21 protein-coding genes and 2 tRNA genes are annotated in these 24,233 nt (G+C 57.8%); 14 read left to right on the forward strand and 9 right to left on the reverse strand.

Annotation, left to right across the window (positions count from 1 at the left end):
* The first annotated feature begins 26 nt into the window (after positions 1 to 26).
* The 8 genes from MWH26_RS09320 (at position 27) to groL (ending at position 9,294) form a co-directional block, all read left to right on the forward strand.
* Positions 27 to 1,298, forward strand: coding sequence for an anthranilate synthase component I family protein (locus MWH26_RS09320; RefSeq protein WP_247976998.1), 1,272 nt, complete (start codon positions 27 to 29; stop codon positions 1,296 to 1,298).
* A 178-nt stretch (positions 1,299 to 1,476) separates the two neighbouring features.
* Complete coding sequence (gene miaB / locus MWH26_RS09325; RefSeq protein ID WP_247976999.1) at positions 1,477 to 2,937, forward strand: tRNA (N6-isopentenyl adenosine(37)-C2)-methylthiotransferase MiaB; 1,461 nt, start codon at positions 1,477 to 1,479, stop codon at positions 2,935 to 2,937.
* 175 nt (positions 2,938 to 3,112) lie between these two features.
* On the forward strand, positions 3,113 to 4,444 hold the full coding sequence (locus MWH26_RS09330; protein WP_244696340.1) for a sigma-54 interaction domain-containing protein: 1,332 nt from the start codon (positions 3,113 to 3,115) through the stop codon (positions 4,442 to 4,444).
* Positions 4,425 to 4,958, forward strand: a complete 534-nt coding sequence (locus MWH26_RS09335) for an LptE family protein (RefSeq protein WP_244696341.1) — start codon at positions 4,425 to 4,427, stop codon at positions 4,956 to 4,958. Before MWH26_RS09330 ends, MWH26_RS09335 begins: the two co-directional genes overlap by 20 nt.
* A 180-nt stretch (positions 4,959 to 5,138) precedes the next feature.
* Positions 5,139 to 6,581: a DUF8458 domain-containing protein gene (locus MWH26_RS09340; protein ID WP_244696342.1), complete on the forward strand. Its 1,443-nt coding sequence runs from the start codon at positions 5,139 to 5,141 to the stop codon at positions 6,579 to 6,581.
* Positions 6,582 to 6,992, forward strand: coding sequence for a preprotein translocase subunit SecG (secG, locus tag MWH26_RS09345; protein ID WP_247977000.1), 411 nt, complete (start codon positions 6,582 to 6,584; stop codon positions 6,990 to 6,992). It abuts the gene before it with no gap.
* Positions 6,993 to 7,325: 333 nt separating this feature from the next.
* Entirely contained in the window at positions 7,326 to 7,616 is a 291-nt protein-coding gene (groES, locus tag MWH26_RS09350; protein WP_188558960.1) for a co-chaperone GroES, read from the forward strand.
* A gap of 40 nt (positions 7,617 to 7,656) precedes the next feature.
* Positions 7,657 to 9,294: a chaperonin GroEL gene (gene groL, locus MWH26_RS09355; protein ID WP_244696345.1), complete on the forward strand. Its 1,638-nt coding sequence runs from the start codon at positions 7,657 to 7,659 to the stop codon at positions 9,292 to 9,294.
* 271 nt (positions 9,295 to 9,565) lie between these two features.
* On the opposite strand, the gene MWH26_RS09360 is transcribed toward groL, so the two are convergent.
* Complete coding sequence (locus MWH26_RS09360; protein WP_247977001.1) at positions 9,566 to 11,299, reverse strand: peptide MFS transporter; 1,734 nt, start codon at positions 11,297 to 11,299, stop codon at positions 9,566 to 9,568.
* Positions 11,300 to 11,552: 253 nt separating this feature from the next.
* Here MWH26_RS09360 and pckA point away from each other — a divergent pair, with 253 nt between their 5' ends.
* Together pckA and MWH26_RS09370 are read left to right on the forward strand one after the other, a co-directional pair.
* Entirely contained in the window at positions 11,553 to 13,166 is a 1,614-nt protein-coding gene (gene pckA, locus MWH26_RS09365) for a phosphoenolpyruvate carboxykinase (ATP) (RefSeq protein ID WP_247977002.1), read from the forward strand.
* A 254-nt stretch (positions 13,167 to 13,420) separates the two neighbouring features.
* Entirely contained in the window at positions 13,421 to 14,206 is a 786-nt protein-coding gene (locus tag MWH26_RS09370; RefSeq protein WP_244696347.1) for a S1/P1 nuclease, read from the forward strand.
* 80 nt (positions 14,207 to 14,286) lie between these two features.
* On the opposite strand, the gene MWH26_RS09375 is transcribed toward MWH26_RS09370, so the two are convergent.
* The gene (locus MWH26_RS09375; protein WP_247977003.1) at positions 14,287 to 15,363 is read right to left on the reverse strand and encodes an SDR family oxidoreductase; all 1,077 of its coding nucleotides are present in this window, start codon (positions 15,361 to 15,363) and stop codon (positions 14,287 to 14,289) included.
* A 198-nt stretch (positions 15,364 to 15,561) separates the two neighbouring features.
* Here MWH26_RS09375 and MWH26_RS09380 point away from each other — a divergent pair, with 198 nt between their 5' ends.
* Positions 15,562 to 16,269, forward strand: coding sequence for a 16S rRNA (uracil(1498)-N(3))-methyltransferase (locus MWH26_RS09380; protein ID WP_247977004.1), 708 nt, complete (start codon positions 15,562 to 15,564; stop codon positions 16,267 to 16,269).
* 99 nt (positions 16,270 to 16,368) lie between these two features.
* Positions 16,369 to 17,037, forward strand: coding sequence for a DUF4159 domain-containing protein (locus tag MWH26_RS09385; RefSeq protein ID WP_375374041.1), 669 nt, complete (start codon positions 16,369 to 16,371; stop codon positions 17,035 to 17,037).
* An 84-nt stretch (positions 17,038 to 17,121) separates the two neighbouring features.
* Here the strand turns inward: MWH26_RS09385 and MWH26_RS09390 are convergent, their stop codons facing one another.
* The 5 genes from MWH26_RS09390 to MWH26_RS09410 form a co-directional block, all read right to left on the reverse strand.
* On the reverse strand, positions 17,122 to 17,676 hold the full coding sequence (locus MWH26_RS09390; RefSeq protein ID WP_247977005.1) for a hypothetical protein: 555 nt from the start codon (positions 17,674 to 17,676) through the stop codon (positions 17,122 to 17,124).
* Positions 17,677 to 17,769: 93 nt separating this feature from the next.
* Entirely contained in the window at positions 17,770 to 18,342 is a 573-nt protein-coding gene (locus MWH26_RS09395) for a 1-acyl-sn-glycerol-3-phosphate acyltransferase (RefSeq protein ID WP_247977006.1), read from the reverse strand.
* A gap of 84 nt (positions 18,343 to 18,426) precedes the next feature.
* Positions 18,427 to 19,218, reverse strand: coding sequence for a patatin-like phospholipase family protein (locus MWH26_RS09400; protein ID WP_247977007.1), 792 nt, complete (start codon positions 19,216 to 19,218; stop codon positions 18,427 to 18,429).
* Positions 19,219 to 19,294: 76 nt separating this feature from the next.
* On the reverse strand, positions 19,295 to 20,143 hold the full coding sequence (locus MWH26_RS09405) for an MBL fold metallo-hydrolase (RefSeq protein WP_247977008.1): 849 nt from the start codon (positions 20,141 to 20,143) through the stop codon (positions 19,295 to 19,297).
* Positions 20,144 to 20,312: 169 nt separating this feature from the next.
* A complete protein-coding gene (locus tag MWH26_RS09410) occupies positions 20,313 to 21,260 on the reverse strand; it encodes an acetyl-CoA carboxylase carboxyltransferase subunit alpha (RefSeq protein WP_247977009.1) in 948 nt (315 codons plus the stop codon).
* A 252-nt stretch (positions 21,261 to 21,512) separates the two neighbouring features.
* Here MWH26_RS09410 and MWH26_RS09415 point away from each other — a divergent pair.
* Positions 21,513 to 21,586, forward strand: a tRNA-Asp gene (locus MWH26_RS09415).
* 339 nt (positions 21,587 to 21,925) lie between these two features.
* Positions 21,926 to 21,999: transfer RNA gene (locus MWH26_RS09420), tRNA-Asp, on the forward strand.
* Positions 22,000 to 22,105: 106 nt separating this feature from the next.
* On the opposite strand, the gene MWH26_RS09425 is transcribed toward MWH26_RS09420, so the two are convergent.
* Together MWH26_RS09425 and MWH26_RS09430 are read right to left on the reverse strand one after the other, a co-directional pair.
* Positions 22,106 to 23,062, reverse strand: a complete 957-nt coding sequence (locus MWH26_RS09425) for an ADP-ribosylglycohydrolase family protein (RefSeq protein ID WP_247977010.1) — start codon at positions 23,060 to 23,062, stop codon at positions 22,106 to 22,108.
* 16 nt (positions 23,063 to 23,078) lie between these two features.
* The gene (locus MWH26_RS09430) at positions 23,079 to 23,750 is read right to left on the reverse strand and encodes an HAD family hydrolase (protein ID WP_247977011.1); all 672 of its coding nucleotides are present in this window, start codon (positions 23,748 to 23,750) and stop codon (positions 23,079 to 23,081) included.
* Positions 23,751 to 24,233: the final 483 nt, after the last annotated feature.

Raw genomic sequence — 24,233 nt, forward strand, 5'->3', positions numbered from 1 at the left:
CCACCGGCATCCCGTACCTTTGCGCCGTGCTTTCCGTCCCGCTTTCTGATCTGCCGATAGACTTTCGCGCCCGTGCCCTACGCTGGGCCGCCGGGTTTGCGCACTGTGCTTACTTCGAGTCGAACGAGTTACCCTACCCCGGCGGCGGCTTCCGCCGGCTGCTGGCCGTAGCCCGCCACGCGCCGACTACCCCAGCTACCTTGCCGGAGCTGAATGAGTGGCTGGCGGGGCCCGCTACTGTGGCCCCGCGTTGCGGCTTTATTACCTACGATGTCAAAAACGAAATAGAAGCCCTGCACAGCCGCAATGAGGCCGGTTTATCCTGGCCGCACCTGCATTTCTTCCAGCCCGATATCTGGCTGACCTGGCAGGAAGACGCCGTGGAGATTCACGCCCCGCAGCCGGCCGACCTCTACCAACAGATTCTCGCTACCCCTTTGCCTGCTTCCGTCGCCCCGCAGGTACCCGCGCTCCGCCCCCGCATGCTTCGGCCCGCGTATCTGGCGGCGGTGGAAGCTATCCGGGAGGACATTCTTAACGGGGAAGTGTACGAGCTGAACCTGTGTCAGGAGTTTTACGCCGAAAACGTGCCGCTGGACCCGGTGGATATGTTCTGGCGCCTTAATACCGCCTCGCCTACTCCCTTCGCCGGCTTCTATCGTCACCACGACCATTTTCTGCTGTGTGCCTCGCCCGAACGGTTTCTGCGGCGGCAGGGCAGCACGCTGCTTTCCCAGCCCATCAAAGGCACCATCCGGCGTGGGCCGACGGCGGCCCAGGACGAGCAGCAGCGCCAGACCTTGCTTCACGACGAAAAGGAGCGGGCTGAGAACCTGATGATTGTGGACCTAGTCCGCAACGACCTGGCCCGGGTGGCCCAGCCCGGCACCGTGCAGGTCCCTGAGTTATTCGGCCTCTACCCCTTCCGCCACGTCTGGCAGATGATTTCTACGGTGCAGGCCCAGGTCCGGGCAGACCTGGGCCTGGCGGAAGCCCTGCGCGCTACTTTTCCCATGGGCTCCATGACCGGGGCGCCTAAGGTCCGGGCCATGCAGCTTATCGAGGAGTACGAATACAGCCGCCGGGGCCTCTACAGCGGCAGCATCGGCTACGTACTACCCTCCGGCGACTTCGACCTGAACGTGGTAATCCGCAGCTTGCAGTACCGCGCCGACACTGGCTACCTCAGTTTCCAGGTCGGCTCCGCTATTACCTACGACTCGGTACCAGAGCGCGAATACGAAGAATGCCTGCTCAAAGCCCAAGCCCTGCTAGAAGTGCTACAGGTGAAGTTGTGAGTTGGTGAAACAGTGACTCTATCACTTAGTCGCTGCCTTATCCCTTTAATATTGCGCTAACTCTTAAACTCGCTAAATCACTCTCCACGTCCCTGCCATTCTGTCATTTTAGGGGTAAATCTGCTACCTTTGCCCTTCGTCTCTGAACTGTGAAGCTGACGCCCGCCAGGCCTTTCTCATGTCCCAACCGCTGATTACCCTCGATTTTCTCGATACCCCCGCCCTGCCCGTGCCTGCCGTAGACGCGGCTACTCATGCCCACGAGCCCTCGGGCGAAGTGCGCGTGAATCCGGCCACCCGCACGGGTCGCACCCGCAAGCTTTATATCGAAAGCTACGGCTGCCAGATGAACTTCTCCGATTCCGAAATTGTGTCTAGCATCCTGTTTGAGCAGGGCTTCGATACCACAGAGGAGTTGGAAGGGGCTGACTTGGTGCTGCTGAACACTTGCTCCATCCGGGAAAAAGCTGAGCAGACCGTGCGCATGCGCCTGTCCCAGATTAATGGCCATAAAAAGCGTAACCCCGGCCTGCTGGTAGGCGTGCTGGGCTGCATGGCGGAGCGGCTGAAAAGCAAGTTTTTGGAAGAGGAAAAGCTAGTGGACCTCGTTGTCGGTCCCGATGCCTACCGCGACCTGCCCCAGCTGATTCAGCAGGTGGACGGCGGCCAGAAAGCCGTGAACGTGCTGCTGAGTCGGGAAGAAACCTACGCCGACATTACCCCGGTGCGCCTGAACAGCAACGGCATTACGGCCTTTATCAGCATCATGCGCGGCTGCGACAACATGTGCTCCTTTTGCGTGGTGCCCTTCACCCGGGGCCGGGAGCGGAGCCGCGACGCCCACAGCATCGTGCAGGAAGCCCGCGACCTGGTGGCCCAGGGCTACAAGGAAGTTACCCTATTGGGTCAGAACGTAGACTCCTACAAGTGGGCTTCTGAGGATGGTCTGGAGCACGTGAACTTTGCTCAGCTACTGGAGCGCGTGGCCCTGGTAAGCCCCGAGCTGCGGGTGCGCTTCTCTACCTCCCACCCCAAGGACATTACCGACGAGGTGCTCTACACCATGGCCCGTCACGAGAACATCTGCAAGTACATTCACCTGCCGGCCCAGAGCGGTAACTCGCGGGTGCTCAAGCTGATGAACCGCACCTACGACCGGCCGTGGTACGAGGATCGGGTGCAGGCCATCCGCCGGATTCTGGGCGAGGACTGCGCCATCAGCACCGACATGATTTCGGGCTTCTGCTCCGAAACTGAAGCAGAGCACCAGGATACGCTGAGTTTAATGGAGTACGTGAAATATGACATGGCTTACATGTTCTTTTACTCCGAGCGCCCCGGTACCCTGGCCGCCCGCAAGCTGGAAGATGATGTGCCGCTGGAGGTGAAAAAGCGCCGCCTGGCCGAGGTCATTGCCCTGCAGCAGCAGCACAGCCGCCAGCGCAACCTGCGCGGGGTAGGCAAAGTGCACCAAGTGCTGGTCGAGAACTTCTCCAAGCGCAGCCAGGAGCACCTAAGCGGCCGCAACAGCCAGAACCAAGTGGTTATCTTCCCCAAGAAGCACTACAAGAAGGGCGACTACGTGAACGTGCTCGTGCACGAATCCACGACCAATACGCTGCTGGGCGAGGCGGTATAACATTCTGACGTCCTGGGCGTAACGCCGGGCCTTCCTTGCCGGCCTGCGGTTACTACGGTACGGCTGGCCGGCGAACCGAACTGTGCCCAGCCATGCTCAGGATGCTATTTGTTCTGCCCTCTCCAAAATAAACTGCGCCGCTTTTCGTCTTCCCCACGAACACCCCTCCTCGACCTTGACTCCTTCCGAAATACAATCCATCAAGCAGCGCTTTGGCATTATTGGTAATGCCCCTTCGCTGAATTACGCTATCCAGGTAGCCGCGCAGGTTGCTCCTACGGATATGACGGTGCTCATCACTGGGGAAAGCGGCTCGGGCAAGGAGTCCTTTTCAAAGATTATCCACGCCCTTTCCCCGCGCAAGCACGGGCAGTTCATTGCCATCAACTGCGGCGCTATTCCCGAGGGCACCATTGACTCTGAGCTGTTTGGCCACGAAAAGGGCTCATTTACGGGGGCGCAGGAAGCCCGCAAAGGCTACTTTGAGGTAACCAACGGTGGCACCATTTTCCTCGACGAAATTGGGGAAATGCCCCTGGGCACCCAGGCCCGCCTGCTACGGGTGCTAGAAAACGGGGAGTTTATTCGGGTGGGCTCCTCGAAAGTACAGAAGACCGATGTGCGGGTAGTGGCTGCTACCAACGTGAATTTGCTGGATGCCGTGCGCGAAGGCCGCTTCCGCGAGGACCTGTACTACCGCCTCAACACCGTGCCCATCACGGTTCCACCATTGCGTGAACGAGGCGATGATATCTATCTATTATTCAGAAAGTTTGCTACCGACTTTGCTGATCGTTACCGGGTAAAGCCGATCAATCTTACCCCGGATGCCGTGCAGGAATTGCAGCGCTTCCGCTTTCCCGGCAACATTCGCCAGCTTAAGAACGTGGCCGAGCAGATGTCGGTGCTAGAGACGGAGCGGGAAGTGGATGCGCGCCGCTTGCGCACCTACCTGCCCGCCGACCAAAGCAGCCGCCTGCCCATGCTAGTGCACGCGGCCGGCTCCGCCACCGACGGGGCCGGCAACGCCTACTCGGAGCGGGACCTGCTCTACAAGGTCCTCTTTGACATGCGCCGCGACATGACGGACCTGAAGAAGCTGGTCTTGGACCTGGCCGGCGGTGGCCGGCCCCACGAGGCCCAGGAGCTGCTGCGCCAAAACAGTCACCTGTTCTCGAGCGTGAACGTGGCGCCCTACGAGGGAGGCGCTGCGGCCCGCCCGTTGCGCCAGCCTTCCCCCGACACGGGAGGCAACGAATACATCCTCCACTCGCGCGACCTGACAGTGGACGACTCAGCTGACTATGAGGAAGAAGCGCAACGAGTAGAGGATATTCCGCATGAAACGGAGGAAGAAACGTTGAGTCTGGAGGCTAAGGAAAAGGAAATGATTATCAAGGCCCTGAAAAAGCACAACAACAAACGCAAATACGCCGCCCACGACTTGGGCATTTCCGAGCGCACACTCTACCGCAAACTCAAACAATATGATCTGGAACAAGCGTAATTGGGTAGCAGGAATGGTGATTCTGCTCCTGCTGCCCCTGCTGAGCGGCTGCGGGGTATACTCGTTCAATGGCACCTCTATCGACCCGAACGTCGAGACGATTTCCATTGCGACGTTCGCCAACAACTCGAACAACGGGCCGTCCTTCCTACCCCAGCGGTTCACTGAGGACTTCAAGGATTACTTTCAGCGGAACACCACGCTTAAGCTGGTGCCGCGCGACGGCGACTTGCAGTTTGAGGGTCAGATAATTGCCTATGATTTTGCCCCCGCTGCTATTCAGCAGCAGAACGGCCAAGACTTGGCAGGTGCCAACCAGCTCACCATTCAGGTGCGGGTGAAATTCACCAATACCAAGGACCCCAAGCAGGACTTCGAGGAAACCCTGCAAACAACGAACCCCTTCCCCGCCACCCGCGACATCACCAGCATCAACAACGACCCAGCGGCCCTGCGGCTCCTGTTCCGCAACATTATTACTGATGCCTTCAACAAATCGGTAGCCAACTGGTAAGCCCGCACCCGCAGGGTATCTTCCCCAGCCAGCGCCGAGGGCGGGAAGTAGGTTTCTGTTGAAATTGGCGCACCTTTGCAGCCCGGTTTACGGGCGACTTGGCCCCTGGCTACCCGTTAGCTGACGCCAAAAGAGCTTCGACTTTTCCGCCTGGCTTCACTCTTTAGTCTTTTTCCTGCTATGACCCGCGCGTCGCTACTGCACATTCTGGACCACGTTAACGGGATTTCGGATACCGAAGTCCGGGAGCTGGAGCAGTTGGCGGCCACGTTTCCGTACTGCCAAACGGCGCATGTGCTGCTGGCCAAGGCGGCCCACGACCGGGGCAGCATGCTGGCCAACCAGCGTTTGCGTCGGGCGGCTACCTACGCCGCCGACCGGGAACTGCTGCGGCAATTGCTGGAGCAGCCCGCCGCTGCAGCCCCGGCGCCCGTGCCGGATTCCGTGGCGCCCAGCGTCAGCACAACGGCCGTAGCCGCCGTAACGGCAGATATTCCCGCCGAGGTGCAGGCAGAGGCCTTGCTAGTTACTTCTCAGCTTACCCCTACCGAGGATAGCACCCAAGACAGGCCAACGCAGGATGACCCCGCCAGTATCAGTGCTGATATTTTGCCGAGCTCAGATGCTCAGAGCGGAGGCGAGGTAGCAGTTATTCAGACAGAGGAGCGGAGCGCGCCGGAGCAAAATGCTGAGTTAATTGACGAGCCAGAAACTCAAAGCGTCTACAGCGAAGTTTCTGGCGAAGAAGAACTTACTAAAGAATCCGATTCGCTAGTAGATGATGATTCTTATTTGGCGCCTACTCCAGTCCTATCGGAGGGAGAAAATTCAGCTTTCGTAGCAGACGCGCCTGTAACTACCCCCAAGGCACCTGCTGCAACGGACGAGGCTGAGAATTCTTCTGAGTCCAGAAGCATTGGTTTTGAGGCGGAACCGGAGCAAGAAGTTATAGCCGAAAACGATACACCTTCTCCCGACGGCTTACTACCGGCCGTGGCGCCTCCCATTCGGCCGCCGGTAGAAGCCGGGATTTCCCGCTTTGAGTTTGGCCTTATTGAGCCGGAGCTACCAGCCCCTTCTGGGTACCGCTTGCCCGAGCTGGATGAGGAAGCTGACGAAGAGCCGGAACTGCCAACCCTGGCGGCTTTTGCTGCGGCGCCCCCCGTGGTTACCGCGCCCTTCCGCGCCGACGAGGACCTGGGATATGCACTAGGCGCGGGGAGCCGCCTGGGCTACGACCTGCAAGCCCACGATGGCTATACGCTTGACTTACCGTTAGATGCGTTTTTTGAGCCTGATGCCTTATTGCTGGCTCATCTGAAGCAGCACCAGCCCAAACCCTCCGCTTCTTCCCTGGACCTGATTAATCGGTTCCTGAAAACGCAGCCCCGCATCAAAACCCCGGCGGGCGTCCCCCTACCGGCCGAGGAACAGATGGACTTATCCGTCCGCAGTACGAGTCCGGCGCCGGCGCTGGCTTCTGAAAGCCTGGCCAAAATCATGGTTCGGCAGGGCAAAAAGGATAAGGCCATTGAAATATATGAACGCCTGATGGAACGGCAGCCGGAAAAAAAGGCGTACTTTGCCGAGCAAATTCAACAACTGCAACAACCTTCGGAGTAGATGTACTACGCTCTTATTGCCCTGATTCTTCTTGTTTGCCTGCTGCTGGCCCTCGTGGTGCTGGCTCAAAACCCCAAAGGGGGCGGAATTTCCAGCCAGTTTGGAGCTGGTGGTGCTGCCCAACTCATGGGAGTAAAACGCACCGGTGACTTGCTGGAAAAGCTGACCTGGGGGTTTGCCATTGGATTGATGATTCTGAGCCTGGGCACCCACGTTATCGGCGGTGCTTCCGAAGCTGGTCCGGCCCGGAGCGTAAACCAGCAAAAAGCCCTGGAAACACGCATTCCAGCTACATCAGCACCGGTTGGTCCAGGTGCGGGCGCTCCTGGCACTCCTGGTGCTGCAGCCCCCGCTGGTGCCCCGACCGCGCCGGCCACTGCTCCCGCGACGCAGCCTACCCCAGCTCAGTAGCATAACCTGTCAGCAAACAAAAAGCCGGCGGCTCCTTCCAGAGTCGCCGGCTTTTTGTTTGCTGACAATTTCCTGAATGGAAGCACACTAGCCCCCATAGCCCCGAATTTTCTACCTGTCTATTTCCAACCCTGGCCCATGCGTAGCGTACAGCGGCGCGGGAGTGAACGAACAGGGAACTTTTTTGTCAGCTCTGACACCCTGTGCGTGCAAACCTGACCGAAACAAGGCCTAAATCGTTCATTCTGTCAGGTTACGACAGGCTGGCACAAGAAGTGCAGCACCGGGCTCACCGTCTTACTTCAAGTAAACCTTTTAACCAAAACGTACAATATGTCGCTTAGCATCAAACCGCTGGCTGACCGCGTTATCATCGCGCCCGCCGCTGCCGAGGAGAAAACCAAATCGGGTATTATCATCCCCGACACGGCCAAGGAGAAACCCCAGCGTGGCGAAGTAGTTGCCGTAGGCGAAGGCAAGGTGGCCGACAACGGAACCACTATCAAGCCTCAGGTACAAGCTGGTGACCAAGTGCTGTACGGCAAATACGCCGGCACCGAAATCACCGTGGATGGTCAGGACTACCTCATCATGAAGGAGTCGGACATCTTCGCCGTACTGTAAGCTTTTCCTTCCTCCCTGATTCCAAACATCCGAAACCAAGATGGCTAAGAACATCCAATTCGATACCGAAGGCCGCGACAAACTGAAGCGCGGCGTTGACAAACTAGCAAACGCAGTAAAGGTAACCCTGGGCCCTAAGGGCCGCAACGTGGTTATCGACAAGAAATTCGGTGCTCCCAGCATCACCAAAGACGGGGTGACGGTAGCCAAAGAAATCGAGCTGGCTGACCCCGTTGAAAACATGGGCGCCCAGCTGGTAAAGGAAGTAGCTTCCAAAACCGCTGACCAAGCCGGTGACGGCACGACTACTGCTACGGTACTGGCTCAGGCCATCTATGCCGCTGGCTCGAAGAACGTGGCTGCTGGTGCTAACCCCATGGACCTGAAGCGCGGCATCGACAAGGCCGTGCTGGCTGTGGTTGCCAACCTGAAAGCGCAATCCAAGAAGATTGAAAATTCGTCGGAAATTGCCCAAGTAGGCGCTATTTCGGCCAACAACGACATGGAAATCGGCAAAATGATTGCCGACGCCATGGACAAAGTAGGCAAGGAAGGCGTTATCACGGTGGAAGAAGCGCGTGGTACCGAAACCGAAGTGAAAACGGTAGAAGGCATGCAGTTCGACCGGGGCTACCTCTCCCCCTACTTCGTGACCAACCCGGAGAAAATGGAGGCGGAGTTCGACAACCCCTACATCCTCATCTACGACAAGAAGGTGAGCACTATGAAGGAGCTGCTGCCCGTACTGGAGCAGGTTGTGCAGACGGGTAAGCCCCTGGTTATCATCTCGGAAGATGTAGACGGCGAAGCCTTGGCTACCCTGGTAGTAAACAAACTGCGCGGCTCGCTGAAAATTGCTGCCGTGAAAGCTCCCGGCTTCGGTGACCGTCGGAAGGCCATGCTGGAAGACATTGCCGTGCTAACGGGCGGTACGGTTATTTCGGAGGAGCGCGGCTACAAGCTGGACAGCGCTACCCTGGAGTACCTCGGTCAGGCTGAGAAAGTTATCATCGACAAAGACAACACGACCATCGTGAACGGCCGTGGCGAGAAAGATGGTATCACTAGCCGCGTAAACGAAATCAAAGCCCAGATCGGCACGACAACTTCTGATTACGATAAGGAGAAGCTGCAGGAGCGTCTGGCTAAACTGTCGGGCGGTGTTGCCATCCTCTACATCGGTGCTTCCACTGAAGTAGAAATGAAGGAGAAGAAAGACCGTGTTGATGATGCTCTGCACGCTACCCGCGCCGCCGTTGAGGAAGGCGTAGTGCCCGGCGGTGGTGTAGCCCTGGTACGTGCCTTGGATGCTTTGGAAGGCGTAGATACCCTGAATGGCGATGAGCGCACTGGTGTAAACATCATTCGCACGGCCATTGAGGCTCCCCTGCGCACTATCGTGGCCAACGCCGGTGGCGAAGGCTCGGTAGTAGTACAGAAGGTACGCGAGGGTCAGGCCGACTTCGGCTACAACGCCCGCGAAGACCGTTACGAAAACCTGATGGCCGCTGGTATCCTCGACCCGACCAAGGTTACGCGCCTGGCCCTGGAGAATGCCGCTTCTATTGCCGGCCTGCTCCTGACCACGGAATGCGTGATTTCGGACGAGCCGGAAGATGACAAAGGTGGAGCCGGTGTTCCCGGTAACGCCATGGGTGGCATGGGCGGCATGATGTAATCAGCTCCCGGCCAGCTTCGCTGACCACGTAAAAACGCCCCGCTGGACTTAAATCCGGCGGGGCTTTCTATTTACCTAGGGATACCAGGCATAGACTCACTTCTCAAACAAGTCTTATCAAAGCCAATTCGATGCACGCTAAAGCCATCAAGCAGCGGACAGATGTGATGCGCAGAGTATTGATCAACACCCACGAGGTAGGAGCCTACTCACAAAAACGCCCCCGGCAAAAGCTGCCGGGGGCGTTTTTGAATTTAGTTACTGAGTGGCACTAAACTGTTGCCGGCTCCTGCATCATGGTGAAAAGACGCTTGTAGATAACAAACAGAATGAGGGAAGCTACGGCCGACAACCCCACGAAAATCATGAAGAAGTCGTAGAGGCTGGTAATCTGGAAGCCCAGGAACGTGGGCCAGTGAGCAGTTAGCTCCAGGGTATTGAGCTTGGTCAGTACATCGGCCGTGGCCTGGGTAGTACCGTTCAGGATGTTGGGCAGATTGATGCCTTCCTTGGCGGCCTTGGCAAACTCGCCGGGGCCGGGAGGATACAGGCCCGACAGTACGCCGGCCAGCTTGTTGCCAGCAGCCGTAGCCAGGAACCACACAGCCATGAGCAGGGAAGCAAAGCGGGCCGGAGCCAGCTTATTCACCAGTGCCAGCCCGATGGGCGAAAGGCACAGTTCGGCGAAGGTGTGCACCATATACATGGTAATCAGCCAGAACATGCTCACTTTAGTGCTGGCATCTACCCCGCGTACCCCAAAAGCAATAATGAGGTAGCCCACCGCCATCAGCATCAGGCTAATAGCCATTTTCAGGGGCGAAGAAGGCTCCAGGCGCCGCTTGCCCAGCCACGTCCAGAGCACGGCGAAAATGGGGGCAAAGATGATGATGAACAAGGCGTTAGCCGACTGGAAGTAGGAAGCTGGCACGACCGTAGAGCCAAAGGTCCGGTCGGTTTGCTCATCGGCGAAGAACGTGAGCGAGGCACCAGCCTGCTCAAACGTGCCCCAGAAGAAGATTACGAAGAAGCTAAGGATGAAAATCACGTAGATTTTCTGCTTTTCGCGGGCGGTAAGCGTGGGGTCAGTCAGGATGGTAACGGGAGCCACTATCATGGCTGAGAATACCAGAGCGCCAATCCAGTCACGGTCCATCAGCCAGGCAATGGCGGCGTACACCACGGCAAACAAGCCAATAAGCATGGGCAGCTTACTGGCGAAGCTTTTGGTAGGCTGAGCAATGGTTTCAGTGCGTACCGGGGCGTCGGTTTGGGTAGGCACCACGGGCGAGTGCTCCACGGTGCGCTCGGGCCGGGCGCCCAGGGGCGTACCCTCGGCCGTTACTACGTACTTATTTTTCAACAACTCAAACGTGAGGCTACCGATAAGCATGCCAATACCGGCCGCCAAAAAGCCCCACTTGAAGTCAGCCGGGTTGCCCGTGTCGCCGAGCGTACCGCACACTAAGGGCGAGAAGAACGCCCCCAGGTTAATGCCCATGTAGAAAATGGTGTAAGCCGCATCAATGCGCGAGTCGCCTTTGGGGTAGAGCGAGCCGACCATAGAGGAAATGTTGGGCTTGAAGAAGCCGTTGCCGAAGATCAGGCACCCCAGTCCCAGAAAGAACAGCAGCAACTGCGCCGAAGGCACCTCCGTCTGGCCAGCGGAGTACAGCGAAGCCGAGAAAAACAAACTGAACTGCCCGGCCGCCATCAGCAAGCCTCCTACCAGAATGGAGCGGCGGTTGCCCCAGTAACGGTCGGCCATGTAGCCTCCTAGCAGCGGCGTCAGGTACACCAGCGAAGTATAGTTGCCGTAAATAAGCGACGACATCTCCTTGTTCATCAGGAGGGCCTTGAGCATGTACAGCGACAACAGGGCCCGCATACCGTAGTAGCTAAACCGCTCCCACATTTCGGTGGCGAAGAGCACGTAGAGGCCCTTCGGGTGGCTGGTTTGGGCAGCCTGCATGGGCTGGTCCTGCACAGCAGAGGTCGTTTGCATGAAAGGTGAAGGAAAAGAAGTGAGGAGGAAACACCCGCGGCTGCAACCGCAGGGCAGGTTGGTAAAGCTACAAAAGATTATTAACCCTGACGTACTAACGCTCGTTAGGCCAAAAGCAACGCCCGGCTAACCTGCGCCAGTAGCGAATTTTCGCTCTTTTTTCAGTAAAAACAGTGCTCCAGTCGGGTTTTTGTCTATTTTTGTTCTTTAATTCCCCCAATTTCCCACCCACCCAACCCCCGTTTTCGGCCCTATGATGGACTCCGCCGCCAACGCCCGCCTCACCCCCCTGGGCATTTCCCGCGCCACCCAGGTTCACCTCAATCTCACCCCCGCTGAACTGGTGGAGGAAGCCCTGCGCCGGGGCGAAGGCACCCTTACCGACACCGGCGCCCTGATGGCCGATACCGGCGCCTTCACAGGCCGCTCCCCCAAGGACCGGTTTGTAGTGCGCGATGCCAACACCCAGGACAGCGTATGGTGGGGCGACATCAACATCCCCTTCGAGGCCGACAAGTTCGATCAACTGCACCAGAAGATGGTGCAGTATCTGGAAGATAAGGAGATTTATGTGCGTGACGCCTACGCCGGCGCCAACCCAACCTACGAGCTGAAGCTGCGGGTAGTAAACGAGCTGGCTTGGCACAACCTGTTCTGCTACAACATGTTCCTGCGCCCTGCTGAGGGAGCTGACACTAGCTGGACCCCGGATTTCAGCATTATCTGTGCTCCTGGCTTCGAGGCCGACCCGGCAGTAGATGGTACCCGCCAGAAAAACTTCGCTATTCTGAACTTCACCAAGAAGATGATTCTGATTGGTGGTACCGGCTACGCTGGCGAAATGAAGAAGGGCATTTTTGGAGTACTCAACTACTTGCTGCCCCACGAGCGGGAAACCCTACCCATGCACTGCTCGGCCAACGTGGGCAAAGACGGTGATACGGCCATTTTCTTCGGCCTTTCGGGCACGGGCAAAACCACTCTTTCGGCCGATCCTAACCGCGGCCTCATCGGCGACGACGAGCACGGCTGGACTCCGGACGCGGGCATTTTCAACTTCGAAGGCGGTTGCTACGCCAAGGTTATTGACCTGAGCGCCGAGAAAGAGCCCGAAATTTGGAATGCCATTAAGTTCGGCTCCATTGTGGAGAATACGCGCTTTGTGCCCGGCACTCACACGGTAGACTACGCCAATAAATCGGTAACGGAAAATACCCGCACTGCCTACCCCATCAACTACATTCCGAATGCCATTGAGCCCTCCGTGGCCGATGCGCCCAAGAACATTTTCTTCCTGACGGCTGATGCCTTTGGGGTGTTGCCTCCCATCAGCAAGCTCGATAAGAGCCGCGCCATGTACCACTTCATGTCGGGTTACACGGCCAAAGTGGCGGGCACAGAAATGGGCGTTACCGAGCCGCAGACCACTTTCTCAGCCTGCTTTGGCGCCGTCTTCCTACCCTTGCACCCCACGAAATACGCCGAGATGCTGGGCAAGAAAATGGATGAGAATGAGGTGAACGTGTGGCTGGTGAACACCGGCTGGACGGGCGGCTCCTACGGGGTAGGCTCGCGCATGAAGCTGAGCTACACTCGCGCCATGATTACGGCTGCCCTCAACGGGGAGCTGGACGAGGTAGCCTTCCACAAGCATCCCGTTTTCGGGGTGGAAATGCCGGTTTCCGTACCCGGCGTACCCGCCGAAATCCTCGACCCGCGCGACACTTGGGCCGACAAGGAAGACTACGACCGCACGGCGGCTGATCTGGCCCTGAAGTTTGTAGCCAACTTCAAAAAGTACGCTGACTATGCCAATGAGGAAATTCTGGCCGGCGCACCTAAGGCTGAAGTTGCAGCAAGCGTATAGTAGGTAGCTATTAAACTCATTAGAAAGCCCGGTTAACAAAAGTTAGCCGGGCTTTTTACGTTGAACAAGTACGTTGATGACTAGCTGAGGTAGCCACTGAAGTTTGTAGAATCCGTCTCAACTCTCGTGCATAGCTAAGAATGTCTGGCAATTTGATGCTTTCTAACTTGAAGTAAGTTTACGCGGAATAGTACCAGATTCCTTTTCAAACGCCCTACTTTTGCATTTACACATCCTTCTTTCCTTCTACTTGTATGCGTAAGCGCCTTCTTCCGCTGCTGTTTTGCCTGTTGTCGCCGCTCACCCTGTGGGCGTGGGGCGTTGATGGTCATCGCGCCGTGGGCAAAATTGCCGAACATCATCTTAGCCGTAAAGCCCGCCGCGAAGTGCAACGTCTGCTGGGCACGGAAACGCTGACGCTGGTTAGCACCTGGCCCGACGAGATACGCTACTACCCCGAGTTCAAAGAAACTGCGCCCTGGCACTACGTGAATACGCCCTCGGGCTTACCTCACGATCAGTACGTACAAGCTATTAAGTCACAGACGACAGCTAATGCCTACAGTGCCCTGGAGGCGCAAATGCGCATTTTGGCGGATGTCAACAAGACCAAGGAAGAACGGGCTGCTGCACTCAAATTTGTTGTGCACATAGTGGGCGACGTGCACCAGCCCATGCACACGGGCCATGCCGAAGACAAGGGCGGCAATGATATTAAACTCAAGTACCGCGGCAAGGACACGAACCTGCACAGCCTGTGGGACAGTGGCCTGCTGGACTACCAGGGCCTGACGTACACCGAAATGGCCCAGCAATATGACCACAAGCTGCGCAATCGGCAGATCCGGCAGTTGCAAGCTTCTACGCCCGACCAGTGGCTGTGGGAGTCGTACCAGGAGTCGGAGAAGCTCTACCAGGAAACCCCCGCCGGCACCGATGTGGATTACAAGTACTACCCCGCCCACGCCGATCTAATGAAGAAGCGCATTGTGGAAGCGGGTGTCCGTCTGGCTGGACTCCTGAACGAGACGTTGGGCTAGCCGTTCCTCTTCTCATAACGCACAACACCCTGACTGCCAGCTGGCGGTCAGGGTGTTGTGCGTTATGAGAAGAGGAACGGCTAGTTGTCGTGGAAGGCAATACCTTTTATCTCGGCATTGCTCGAACTGGAGTTGCTTCCGTTTTTTTTGCCCTTAGTACCCAGCCAAGCAGCCAGAGCTACCCCCGCTCCTACCAGCACGGCCGTGCGTAGAGCCGGGCTGCCCGCCGTAGCGGCCTCGGTGTAGTAACTGGTTTCGCGGGTGTGGCCGGGGTAATTACCACGTTCCTCCAAGGCACCCATAGGCCGGTCGAGGGCATTTTGCTGAAGAGGCCGCGGGGCGTAGTCGGCCTTTTCCTGCTTGGAAAATGACTTTTCCATAAACTTATCGAGCAGGGCAGGTGTCCAGCGCTCCATGCCAATCATGGCCTTGCCGCCGCCACCTACTACCACGGAGCGCTCAGGGGTAGCGGCGCAGTGCAGAATGGCGCGGGCCACTGTTTCGGGCGCATAGGCAGGCGGCGCGTGTTTGGCTTCTCGCTCCATATAGTTTTTGGAGTGCACGGGGTAGGGAGTATCGATGGCGGCTGGCTGAATCAGGGTCACCGAAATCGGGGCTCCGTCCATTTCTAGCTCCATGCGCAGACCATCAGTGAAACCTTTTACGGCGTGTTTGCTGGCGCTGTAGATGGTTTGCAGAATGGCCGTAATGTCAGAGAGGATGCTGCCGACGTTAATAATTGCGCCGCCCTTAGCCTTCAGGTGTTTAGCTGCTTCCAAAGAGCCGTGCACGAGGCCCCAGAAGTTAACCTCGAACAGCTGCCGCATATCCTGAATGGGCACCTCCTCCAGCTTGCCATAAATAGAAACACCGGCGTTATTAATCCAGGTATCGAAGCCCCCGTAGGTGTAGGAGGCTTCGTAGGCCAGGCGCTGCACGTCCTCGGGCTTGCTCATATCCGTTACCACGTAGGTGGCATGGCCGCCCGCTTGGTTGATTTCCTCCGTCAGTTGGCGCAGGGCCGATTCGCTGCGGGCCGCCAGCACCAGCTTGGCTCCGGCTTTGGCCGCCATGCGGGCCGTAACCAGCCCAATGCCGCTGGAAGCCCCGGTAATAACGATGGTCTGGTCCTTGAGTTTTTTGAGTGTAACTGCCATCCTGGGTATCCGATTTTAGTGGTAAGTGACTAGCTACAGTACGCGGATAGTAAGCGCAGGATCAGGGCAGCTCGCTTAAAATTTTGGCCTTTCCTCCTGGGCTGACTAGCCTGCCGGGCGCCGCACAACAGCCGCGCCCCTCATGCCTCTACCCCACGGGCGCATGCCGGGCTGCTTGATTCGGCGTAGCTTTGCCGTATGCCGCACACGTTTTACGCCCCCGATGTAACCCTACCTACCTACACCTTGCCGGAAGACGAAAGCAAGCACGCGGTGCGCGTGCTTCGCCTCGGGGCCGGAGACGCAGTAACGCTCGTGAATGGACGCGGGGGCGTGTACGAGGCGCAGGTGGAAGCGGCCGATGCCAAGCGCTGCCGCCTGCGCGTAGTGCGGGAGCAGTTGGTGCCAGGCCGCCCTTACCAGGTGCACGTAGCGGTAGCGCCCACCAAAAACCTCGACCGAATGGAGTGGTTCGTGGAAAAGGCGGTGGAAATTGGGGTTGATACCCTGACCTTTCTGCGTTGCGCCCGCTCTGAGCGTCGGGAACTGAAGCTGGACCGGCTAGAGAAAATTGCCATCAGCGCCCTGAAACAGTCGGGCCAAGCCTGGCTGCCGACCCTGACGGAGCTAACGGATTTTGCCCGCTTCTTGCCTACCACACCACCTGAAACCACGTTTATTGCCCACCTCGAGGACGGGGAACGGACGCCCCTGGCCCGCGTGGCCGCTACCGGCAGCGCCTGCTGCATCCTCATAGGGCCCGAAGGCGACTTTACCCCGCAGGAAATAGCGGCTGCCTTTGCCCGCGGCATTCGGCCGGTTACGCTGGGCGCCTCCCGGTTGCGGACGGAAACCGCCGCGCTGGCAGCCCTGCACACCGCGCACGTCGTGCGGGAATTGCTGTAGCCTAATTTTTGTAGTCTCCGTGGCGAGGCTTTTTCCGCCTGAGCCGCAGGCGTTGCTGCCTGGTATTTCCTTCTGCGTCGATTTAACTACCTATTCCGCATGCGTATTCGCTCGTTCCTAGGACTTTTGTTGCTGCCCTTACTGCTGATGGCCACTGCGCCAGCTGCGCCTAGCTTTCGCATTGCCAAGCTGCACTACGGCGGGGGCGGCGACTGGTACGCCAACAAAACCAGCCTGCCCAACCTGATTCGCTTTTGTAATCAGGCCCTAAAAACCAACATCGACCCGGAGGAAGCTACCGTGGAACTAGACTCGCCGGAGCTGCTGACCTATCCTTTCATTCATATGACGGGCCACGGCAACGTATCCTTCACCGATGCCGAAGCCCGCAACCTGCGCCGCTACCTTACGGGCGGGGGCTTTTTGCACATCGATGATAACTACGGGCTTGATAAGTTTATCCGGCCGGAAATGAAGAAGGTGTTTCCCGAGCTAGAGTTTGTGGAGCTGCCGTTCACGCACCCCGTGTACCACCAGAAGTTTCAGTTTCCGCGCGGCCTGCCCAAGGTGCACGAGCACGACGGCAAGCGCCCCCAGGGCTTCGGGCTGCTCTACAAAGGCCGGCTGGTGTGCTACTACTCGTTTGAGTGCGACCTAGGCAACGGCTGGGAGGACCTGGGCACCTACCCCGAGGACACGCCCGCTACCCACGAAGCTGCCCTGAAAATGGGAGCCAACCTAGTAACCTACGCCCTGACCCAGGACTAACAGGTAGTCGCTAACAACCAGAACGAGGGTCCTGCCGCGGAATATATTCCGCGGCAGGACCCTCGTTCAGTTCAATTCTCACTCTCAAAACTTGCGCCTCAGGATTTCGCCCAGCACTAAGGCCGTGCGTAAGTCGGCGGGGTTACGTAACCGCTCCGCAAGCGAAGTGGGAGCTTCCCGGCGGCTTTGCTCCTGCTGCCAATAATCCTGCTGAGGTTGCTGCGCCCTGGCCCGGGGTAGCTCGGCTGCCCGGCGGATTTCCCGGCTCGGGGCTTCCAAGGAGCGGGCCGGAATGTTTCGCTCCAGCGAGCGAGCTGGACGATTTATTTCTTCGAGGCTACGGGCGGCTACCGTGGTTTCGCGGGGTAGTGCCCGGCCGGCTGGGGTGGTTTCATCGGTTTCTGAAACCGGCCCGGATGGGTCAGAGCGGTTCTGGTTTTGCATCTGCCGCAACAGTTCCTCAAATGAGGTGGCGGGCAGCCCCGGTGCCACCGGGCGAGGACGGCCGGCGGGGTCAGGGCGGGAATAGCGCCGTTCCCGCTGCTCCCGGGCTGTAGTTTCGCGCGCCTTTTGCACCATCCGCCAGATGAAGACAGCCAGCCCAATTAGAAACCAGGCTAGGGTTTGCAGCTTTTCCATGCGCCAAAGGTAAACTGGTGAAAACCGAAGTTGTGAAAATTTGGGTAACCAGAACTAGTTCACACCTTCTCCCCTCACAACTCTACTTTTAATTTACCGCACGCCCTGCTCAGGAAAGCGAGCCTGCTTGGTGCGGTAGAAAGCCTGAATTTCTTCCAGATCCTTTTCGTAGTCGCCAGTGGGCCAGAAGGCTGGTCCGACGCCGGCTTCTTTGTTTTTATAGTCGAGGTAGCCCAGCAAAATGGGCACGCCGGCGCCCACGGCGGCGTGGTAGAATCCCTTGCGCCATTTGGGCTGGTACTTGCGGGTGCCTTCGGGGGTAATGAGAATTACCAGTTCGTCGCGCTCCTTAAAGAGCTGCACCATGCCATCCACAAGGCTGTTGTTCTTGCTGCGGTCCACGGCCAGGCCCCCGAGGGAACGAACTAGGGCTCCCAGCACCGGAATGGTGGTCCACTCCTTCTTAATGGTGAGCTTCACATCCACATCCATCAGGAAAAACGCGGCCCGGGCAAACATAAAGTCCCAGTTGCTGGTGTGGGGCGCGGCAATCATCATGCTTTTTTTGGTGTCAGCCGGCACCTGAGGCCCCAGTCGCCAGCCGGTTATCTTGAACCAGAACTTCGAAAACAGGTACCAAAAAGTAGAGGTTTTGCGTGCAGTCATGCGGAAATAAACGGGTAGCCGGGTGAGAGGAAGCTACCATATGTCAAAGCTAGAGAAATGTACCGGAAGGCCGCATACCCCCACTTAGCGGGGTTGCAGCAAAGCCCGCAGCTCCGCGGCCCGGCCCAACGTGTAGCGGTAGCCTATATCGAATAGCTCCGGGGCGCGCTTGTACTGGGTCATGCGGTAGGCCCCCAGCTCCGGTGGCTCCAGCAATAGAGCGCAGTGCTGCTTGCTGGGTAAGGTGTTGGCGCCCACGGCCAGGTTCAGGGTCCGCTCAATCAGGCCGCGCAGGGTAGTAATGCGCGGCTCCCGGTGGGGCGGATTGGAGTGGACGCCCACTATCTGCAGGCCAGGTATTCCAAGTAAAGCGTCGGTAGGCAAATTGTTGAGTAGGCCACCGTCTACCAGGTGGCGGCCCTGGTATTCTACCGGCCGGTAGAGCACTGGCACGGCCGAAGAAGCCAGCAAGGGCGGAATTAGGGGCCCCTGGGAGAAACGAACACTGGTGCCCTCGGCAATATCCGTTGCTACCAGCGTCAGCGGAATACGCAGCTTTTCGAAGGTAGCATCGAGGCCTAAGTGCTGCTTGAAAAGCTCCCCTATTCCGTCAATGCGCAGCAGCCCATACCGGCTCAGCGAAATGCGCGTTAGCTGCCCCAGGCTCACTTCCTGAAACAGACGCAATATCTCGCGGGGGGCCACGCCGGCCGCATAGAAGGTGGCGGCAATGGCTCCCGAGGATACGCCCGCTAGGTGGCCGATGGGCAGCTGCAACTCATCTAGGGCAGCTAGCACGCCCAAATGGGCAATGCCGCGCGCCCCTCCCCCCGAAAACGCCAGCCCCAGCTGTTGTGGTTGGTTTATCTCATTCATGGTGGCCTTTAACGCCGTAAAGATGCCTACAGCTGTGCTAGACCCAACAAAACCGGTAGTCGCGCCGGCCCGCGGGCTATAAGTCCGTCAGCTTCAGTGTATCAGCTACGCGCACGCCTTTCTCAGTATGCTGCACCGTGATGCACTCGGTATGAGCGTCATGCTCCAGTACCAGCACCCAGTTTTCGTCGGCGGCGCGGCGCAGCACTCGCTCCTTCTCCTCCAGCGTTATGAGCGGGCGCATGTCGTAGCCCATCACGTAGGGCAAGGGCACGTGGCCGGCGCTAGGTAGTAGGTCGGCCATAAACGCCAGGGTGCGGCCTTTGTAGTGTAGCACGGGCACCATCATCTTCTCGGTGTGGCCATCAGCCAAGATAATTTCCCGGAAGCAGGACAGCTCCGTCGGCACAGCGCCTGCCGGGTCGATAAAGCGCAGGTGGCCACTTTCCTGAATGGGCAAAATATTCTCCTTCAGGAAACTAGCTTTTTCGCGGGCATTGGGCGTTACGGCCCAGTCCCAATGGTTTTGGTTGCTCCAGTAGGTAGCGTTGGGGAAAGCCAGGTGCAGCTTATCGTCCGGGGTGCGCACCACTGAGCCTCCGCAATGGTCAAAATGCAGGTGGGTCAGGAATACGTCGGTAATGTCGGGGGCGGTGAAGCCGAGCTTACGCAGGGATTTTTCCAGGGTGTCGTCGCCGTGCAAGTAAAAATGTCCCCGAAACTTCTGGTCCTGCTTGTCGCCGATGCCGTTATCCACCAAAATCAGTCGCTGACCGTCCTCAATCAGCAGGCAGCGCATGGCCCAGGTGCACATGTTGTTTTCGTCGGCCGGATTAAACTTTTGCCACATGCTTTTGGGCACTACCCCAAACATGGCGCCGCCATCGAGTTTAAACAAGCCGGTATCAAGGGTATGAACGGTCATCGGGTAGGATTGAGGGGTGGGATGTAGCGGTTATTCTGGTTTATAGAGGAAACAGAACGACATGCTCAGCGTGCCGAAGCATCTCTACGGCAGCTAACTTAATTGATTAGCCACCGGTAGGAATGCTTCGGCACGCTGAGCATGTCGTTCTGGTTTTGTTCTGACGGGCTTACTCTACTACCACGCCCATATTCGAGAACTTATCGATGCGCTGGCTAATGCGCTCATCCTGGGGTAAAGCCTCTAGCTCGTCGAGGGTTTTGAGGATGGTTTTCTTCAGGTTTTTGATCATGGTAGCGGCATCAGTATGCGCGCCCCCGAGCGGTTCCTTCACGATACCATCCACGAGGCCAGCTTTGAGCATGTCGGTCGCCGTGAGCTTGAGGGCCTCGGCAGCCTGCTCCTTATAGTCCCAGCTGCGCCACAGGATGCTGCTGCACGACTCAGGCGAAATCACGGAGTACCAGGTGTTTTCCAGCATCAGCACCCGGTCGCCGATGGCAATACCCAGGGCCCCGCCGGAAGCGCCTTCCCCGATGACAATGCAGATAACGGGCACCTTCAGCAGGAACATTTCCTTAAGGTTGCGAGCAATGGCCTCGCCTTGTCCCCGCTCCTCGGCCTCCAGGCCCGGAAACGCGCCAGGCGTATCAATCAGGGTGACAATGGGCTTGTTGAACTTCTCGGCCAGCTTCATCAGGCGCAAGGCCTTGCGGTAGCCCTCGGGGTTGGGCATGCCGAAATTACGAAACTGGCGCTGCTTAGTATTGCGCCCCTTCTGCTGCCCAATAAACATCACCGAGCGGCCATCAAGATCGGCAAATCCGCCCACCATAGCCTTATCGTCGGCCACAGTCCGGTCGCCGTGCAGCTCAATAAACTTCTCGGTCATGCCCTCAATGTAGTCAAGGGTATAGGGCCGGTCGGGGTGGCGCGAGAGTTGCACGCGCTGCCAGCGGGTGAGGTTGGCGTAGGTTTCCTTTTTGAGGGCTTTGATTTTGGCTTCGAGGGCCGTCACGGCATCCGACACATCCACCTGGCTATCGAGGGCCAGTTGTTGCATTTCACGGAGCTTGCCTTCGAGAGCGGCAATCGGTTGTTCGAAATCGAGGAGCATTGCCACGGCAGGGTACGTCTTGGAGGGTACGAGGGGGAATGAGAAGAAAGCAAAGGTAAGCGACGAGGCTGACACGGCGCACTGCCGGTTGCTGTCGATTTCTTTGATTTTTTTTCTGCCTGAGCAACAGCCATCAACGCGAGCGGAGCCGGTTTTTTTCAGCTTTTTTTACTTTCACTGTTGCGCAGTCCAATCCGGACCTCTACTTTTGCACCACTTCACCGCCACTCGGGCCGCGAAGTAGAACAACCTGGTTCGGTAGTTCAGTCGGTTAGAATGCCGCCCTGTCACGGCGGAGGTCGCGGGTTCGAGTCCCGTCCGGACCGCGAAGGCCCTTCAGATTCATCTGAAGGGCCTTTTGCTTTTTCAACTGCTCCAAGCTTCTATCCTACCCCCCAACACAGATTGGTGTTTGGTTCGGCTGTAGTTGATAGGCTAAATCTGTCGCGGGCTAAATACCTGCGGATATAGCCCTAGGTTTACATGATTAAGACAGAAGGTTGAAAAATATTTTTGTCTCCTATTTCATTTAGTAACAGTACACTACCCTCAAAAAAGGGCTTTAACAGACCGTTAATGCACTTTTTTATTTGCACAGCCCAAAACACCAGTCTATATTTGCATCACAATAACGGAAAGCACCCGGCTTTTTAGTTAAGGTAAACGGTTCGGTAGTTCAGTCGGTTAGAATGCCGCCCTGTCACGGCGGAGGTCGCGGGTTCGAGTCCCGTCCGGACCGCAAAAAGCTCCAGCATCATCTGATGCTGGGGCTTTTTCGATTTTACATCACCTCAAAGACGCGTTAGTTTGCATAACGCGGACCTTTATTACCTAGTGCTCCTTCCCTACAGGTTTGCCGCCATCCGGTGGGCCAGATCTTCAATGTCAAAGCGACGGGCCAGCACGTGCAGCCAATCAGGAGGAATAGCGGCTTCTCCGTAACAGAGGCCAGCCAGACCACCGGTTACGGCCCCGGTCGTATCCGCATCATCGCCGAGGTTAACGGCTGCCAACACCGTTTCGGTGAAGGTTTCGTAGCGCAGCAGGCACCACAGCGCTGCCTCCAAGGTGTGCAGCACGTAGCCGCCGCTGTTGATGGCCGACACGGGCGCATCAGGCAGCCGGCCGCTAAGAGTGCGCTCGAAGTAGCTGGTCTCCCGAGCCGGAATATTTAGCGCCAGCAATTGGGCCGGTGCTTCCTGACAGAGCCGCAGGTAGGCTGGGGCCGGCGTAAGCCCAGCGCGCAGGTAGCGGGCCATCTCCAAGTAGAGAAAGCAGGCCACGGCGGAACGGATATGGCCGTGAGTGACGGCCGAAACATCGAAAATGGCAGCGAAGCGGCTGGCCAGGGAGGTTTCCAGCTGATAAAAGGCCAGTGGCAGAATCCGCATCAGCGAGCCGTTGCCATTGCTGTACTCATCGGTGTCACCGGCTAGAATCAAGCCGGGAACAGATTGCAGGCGGTTGAGGGCCTCGCGGGTAGTAATGCCGATATCAAATACGGAGCCGTGGGGTGTCCAATAGCCATACTCATACCAGTTGATGAAGCGACGAGTTAGGTCGCCTAAATCGTAGCCGTGCGCTAAAGTCTCCGCCAAGCAAAAGGTCAAGGAGGCGTCGTCAGACCAGGTACCGGCGGGCTGGTTGTGGGTCCCATACGCACGCATGTGCACGACGGGGTCGAGGCGCCGGGCCGCGCGGCTCTGAAACTCCACCGGTACACCCAAGGCGTCGCCGACAGCCAGGCCCAGCAGAGCCGCCCGAATCTGGGTTTCTGTGGAAGATGAAGAAGGAGGTAGCATATCTATTTAAGTATTATTAAGCCACAAGGGGTAACAGCTCTGCTAAGCTGCCAATGCGGTGGGCGGGTTTAAAGGCGGCACAATCAGGGGCGTGGCCGAAGCCATAGGAAGCCCAGCAGGCCGCAATGCCGCAGTTTCGGGCGAACTGCAGATCCGTGGCCGTGTCGCCAATCATGAGGGTAGTGGCAAGAGTGAACTGCGGAAACCGGGGCTGAATCCGCTGAGTAAACAGGGCCGGGTCGGGCTTGAGTGGCAGCGGCGTGGCAGCCATGGGGTCGTCGCCTAGCACCAGGGCAGCGTACGCGCGCAAGCCTAGCCGCGCCAGCGAATTCTCTAGAATAGCTAATCCCTTGTTGCTGATAATGGCCACCGTACACCCGCGGGCAACGGCCGTAGCCAGTACCTGCTGGGCGCCGGGAAAAGGAGTAACCAGCGGCTCGGCCTCGGCGCTATAAATGCGGCGGTAGGTTTCAACCCAGGTAGCGGGTAGCGGGCTGGTACCAGCTGGGTGCAGTGCCAATAGGGTTTCGGCGAGGGGCAGCCCCTGTTGCACTACCGCCTGCAGGGCCGGCTCCACGGGCTCAACCAAGCCGAATTCCTGAAACGTACGCCGCAGAGAGTACTTGATGGCGTTGCGGGTATCGCAGAGCGTGCCATCATAATCAAACAATAACAGGGAGTAGCTCATTCGTCACGAAAGTACGGGAAGGCATCTTGTGGAAGGCTGCCAAGGGAAGAAACCGTCCTACTCTGGCAAAAAGGATCGTCATTCGGCTGCTCAGAACAAGGTTACTAGTAGCACATGGAGCACGATGGTTTCTAGATTTTGAGCAACTACGAAAGTGCTGCTCTAGAGGCTGGTCGCGCGCTGCTGGTTCAGCGGCAAGGCTCCGATGCGTAGGAGGAGCTTTGCCCCCACTCGCCCCGGGCCCACTCGGGCCAGCCTGTCAGGATGGGGGGTAACCGGCTGGGTGAGGAAGTTGGGTCGTGCTGCCTCATCCCCTTTTCATACAAGCGGCGGTTAGGGCGTCCGTTGACCGGAACACTTTGGTGAAGTGGCTGCGCTGCTGGGCCGTGGCTGAGAACGGTAGCAGGCCTATGCAAATGAGGAGTGCTCCGGCGCGCAAGAATTGGAACATAGATTAGGAATAATATAAATTCTACCAGTCAG

The organism is Hymenobacter sublimis (assembly GCF_023101345.1).
GTDB classification, from domain to species: Bacteria; Bacteroidota; Bacteroidia; order Cytophagales; family Hymenobacteraceae; genus Hymenobacter; species Hymenobacter sublimis.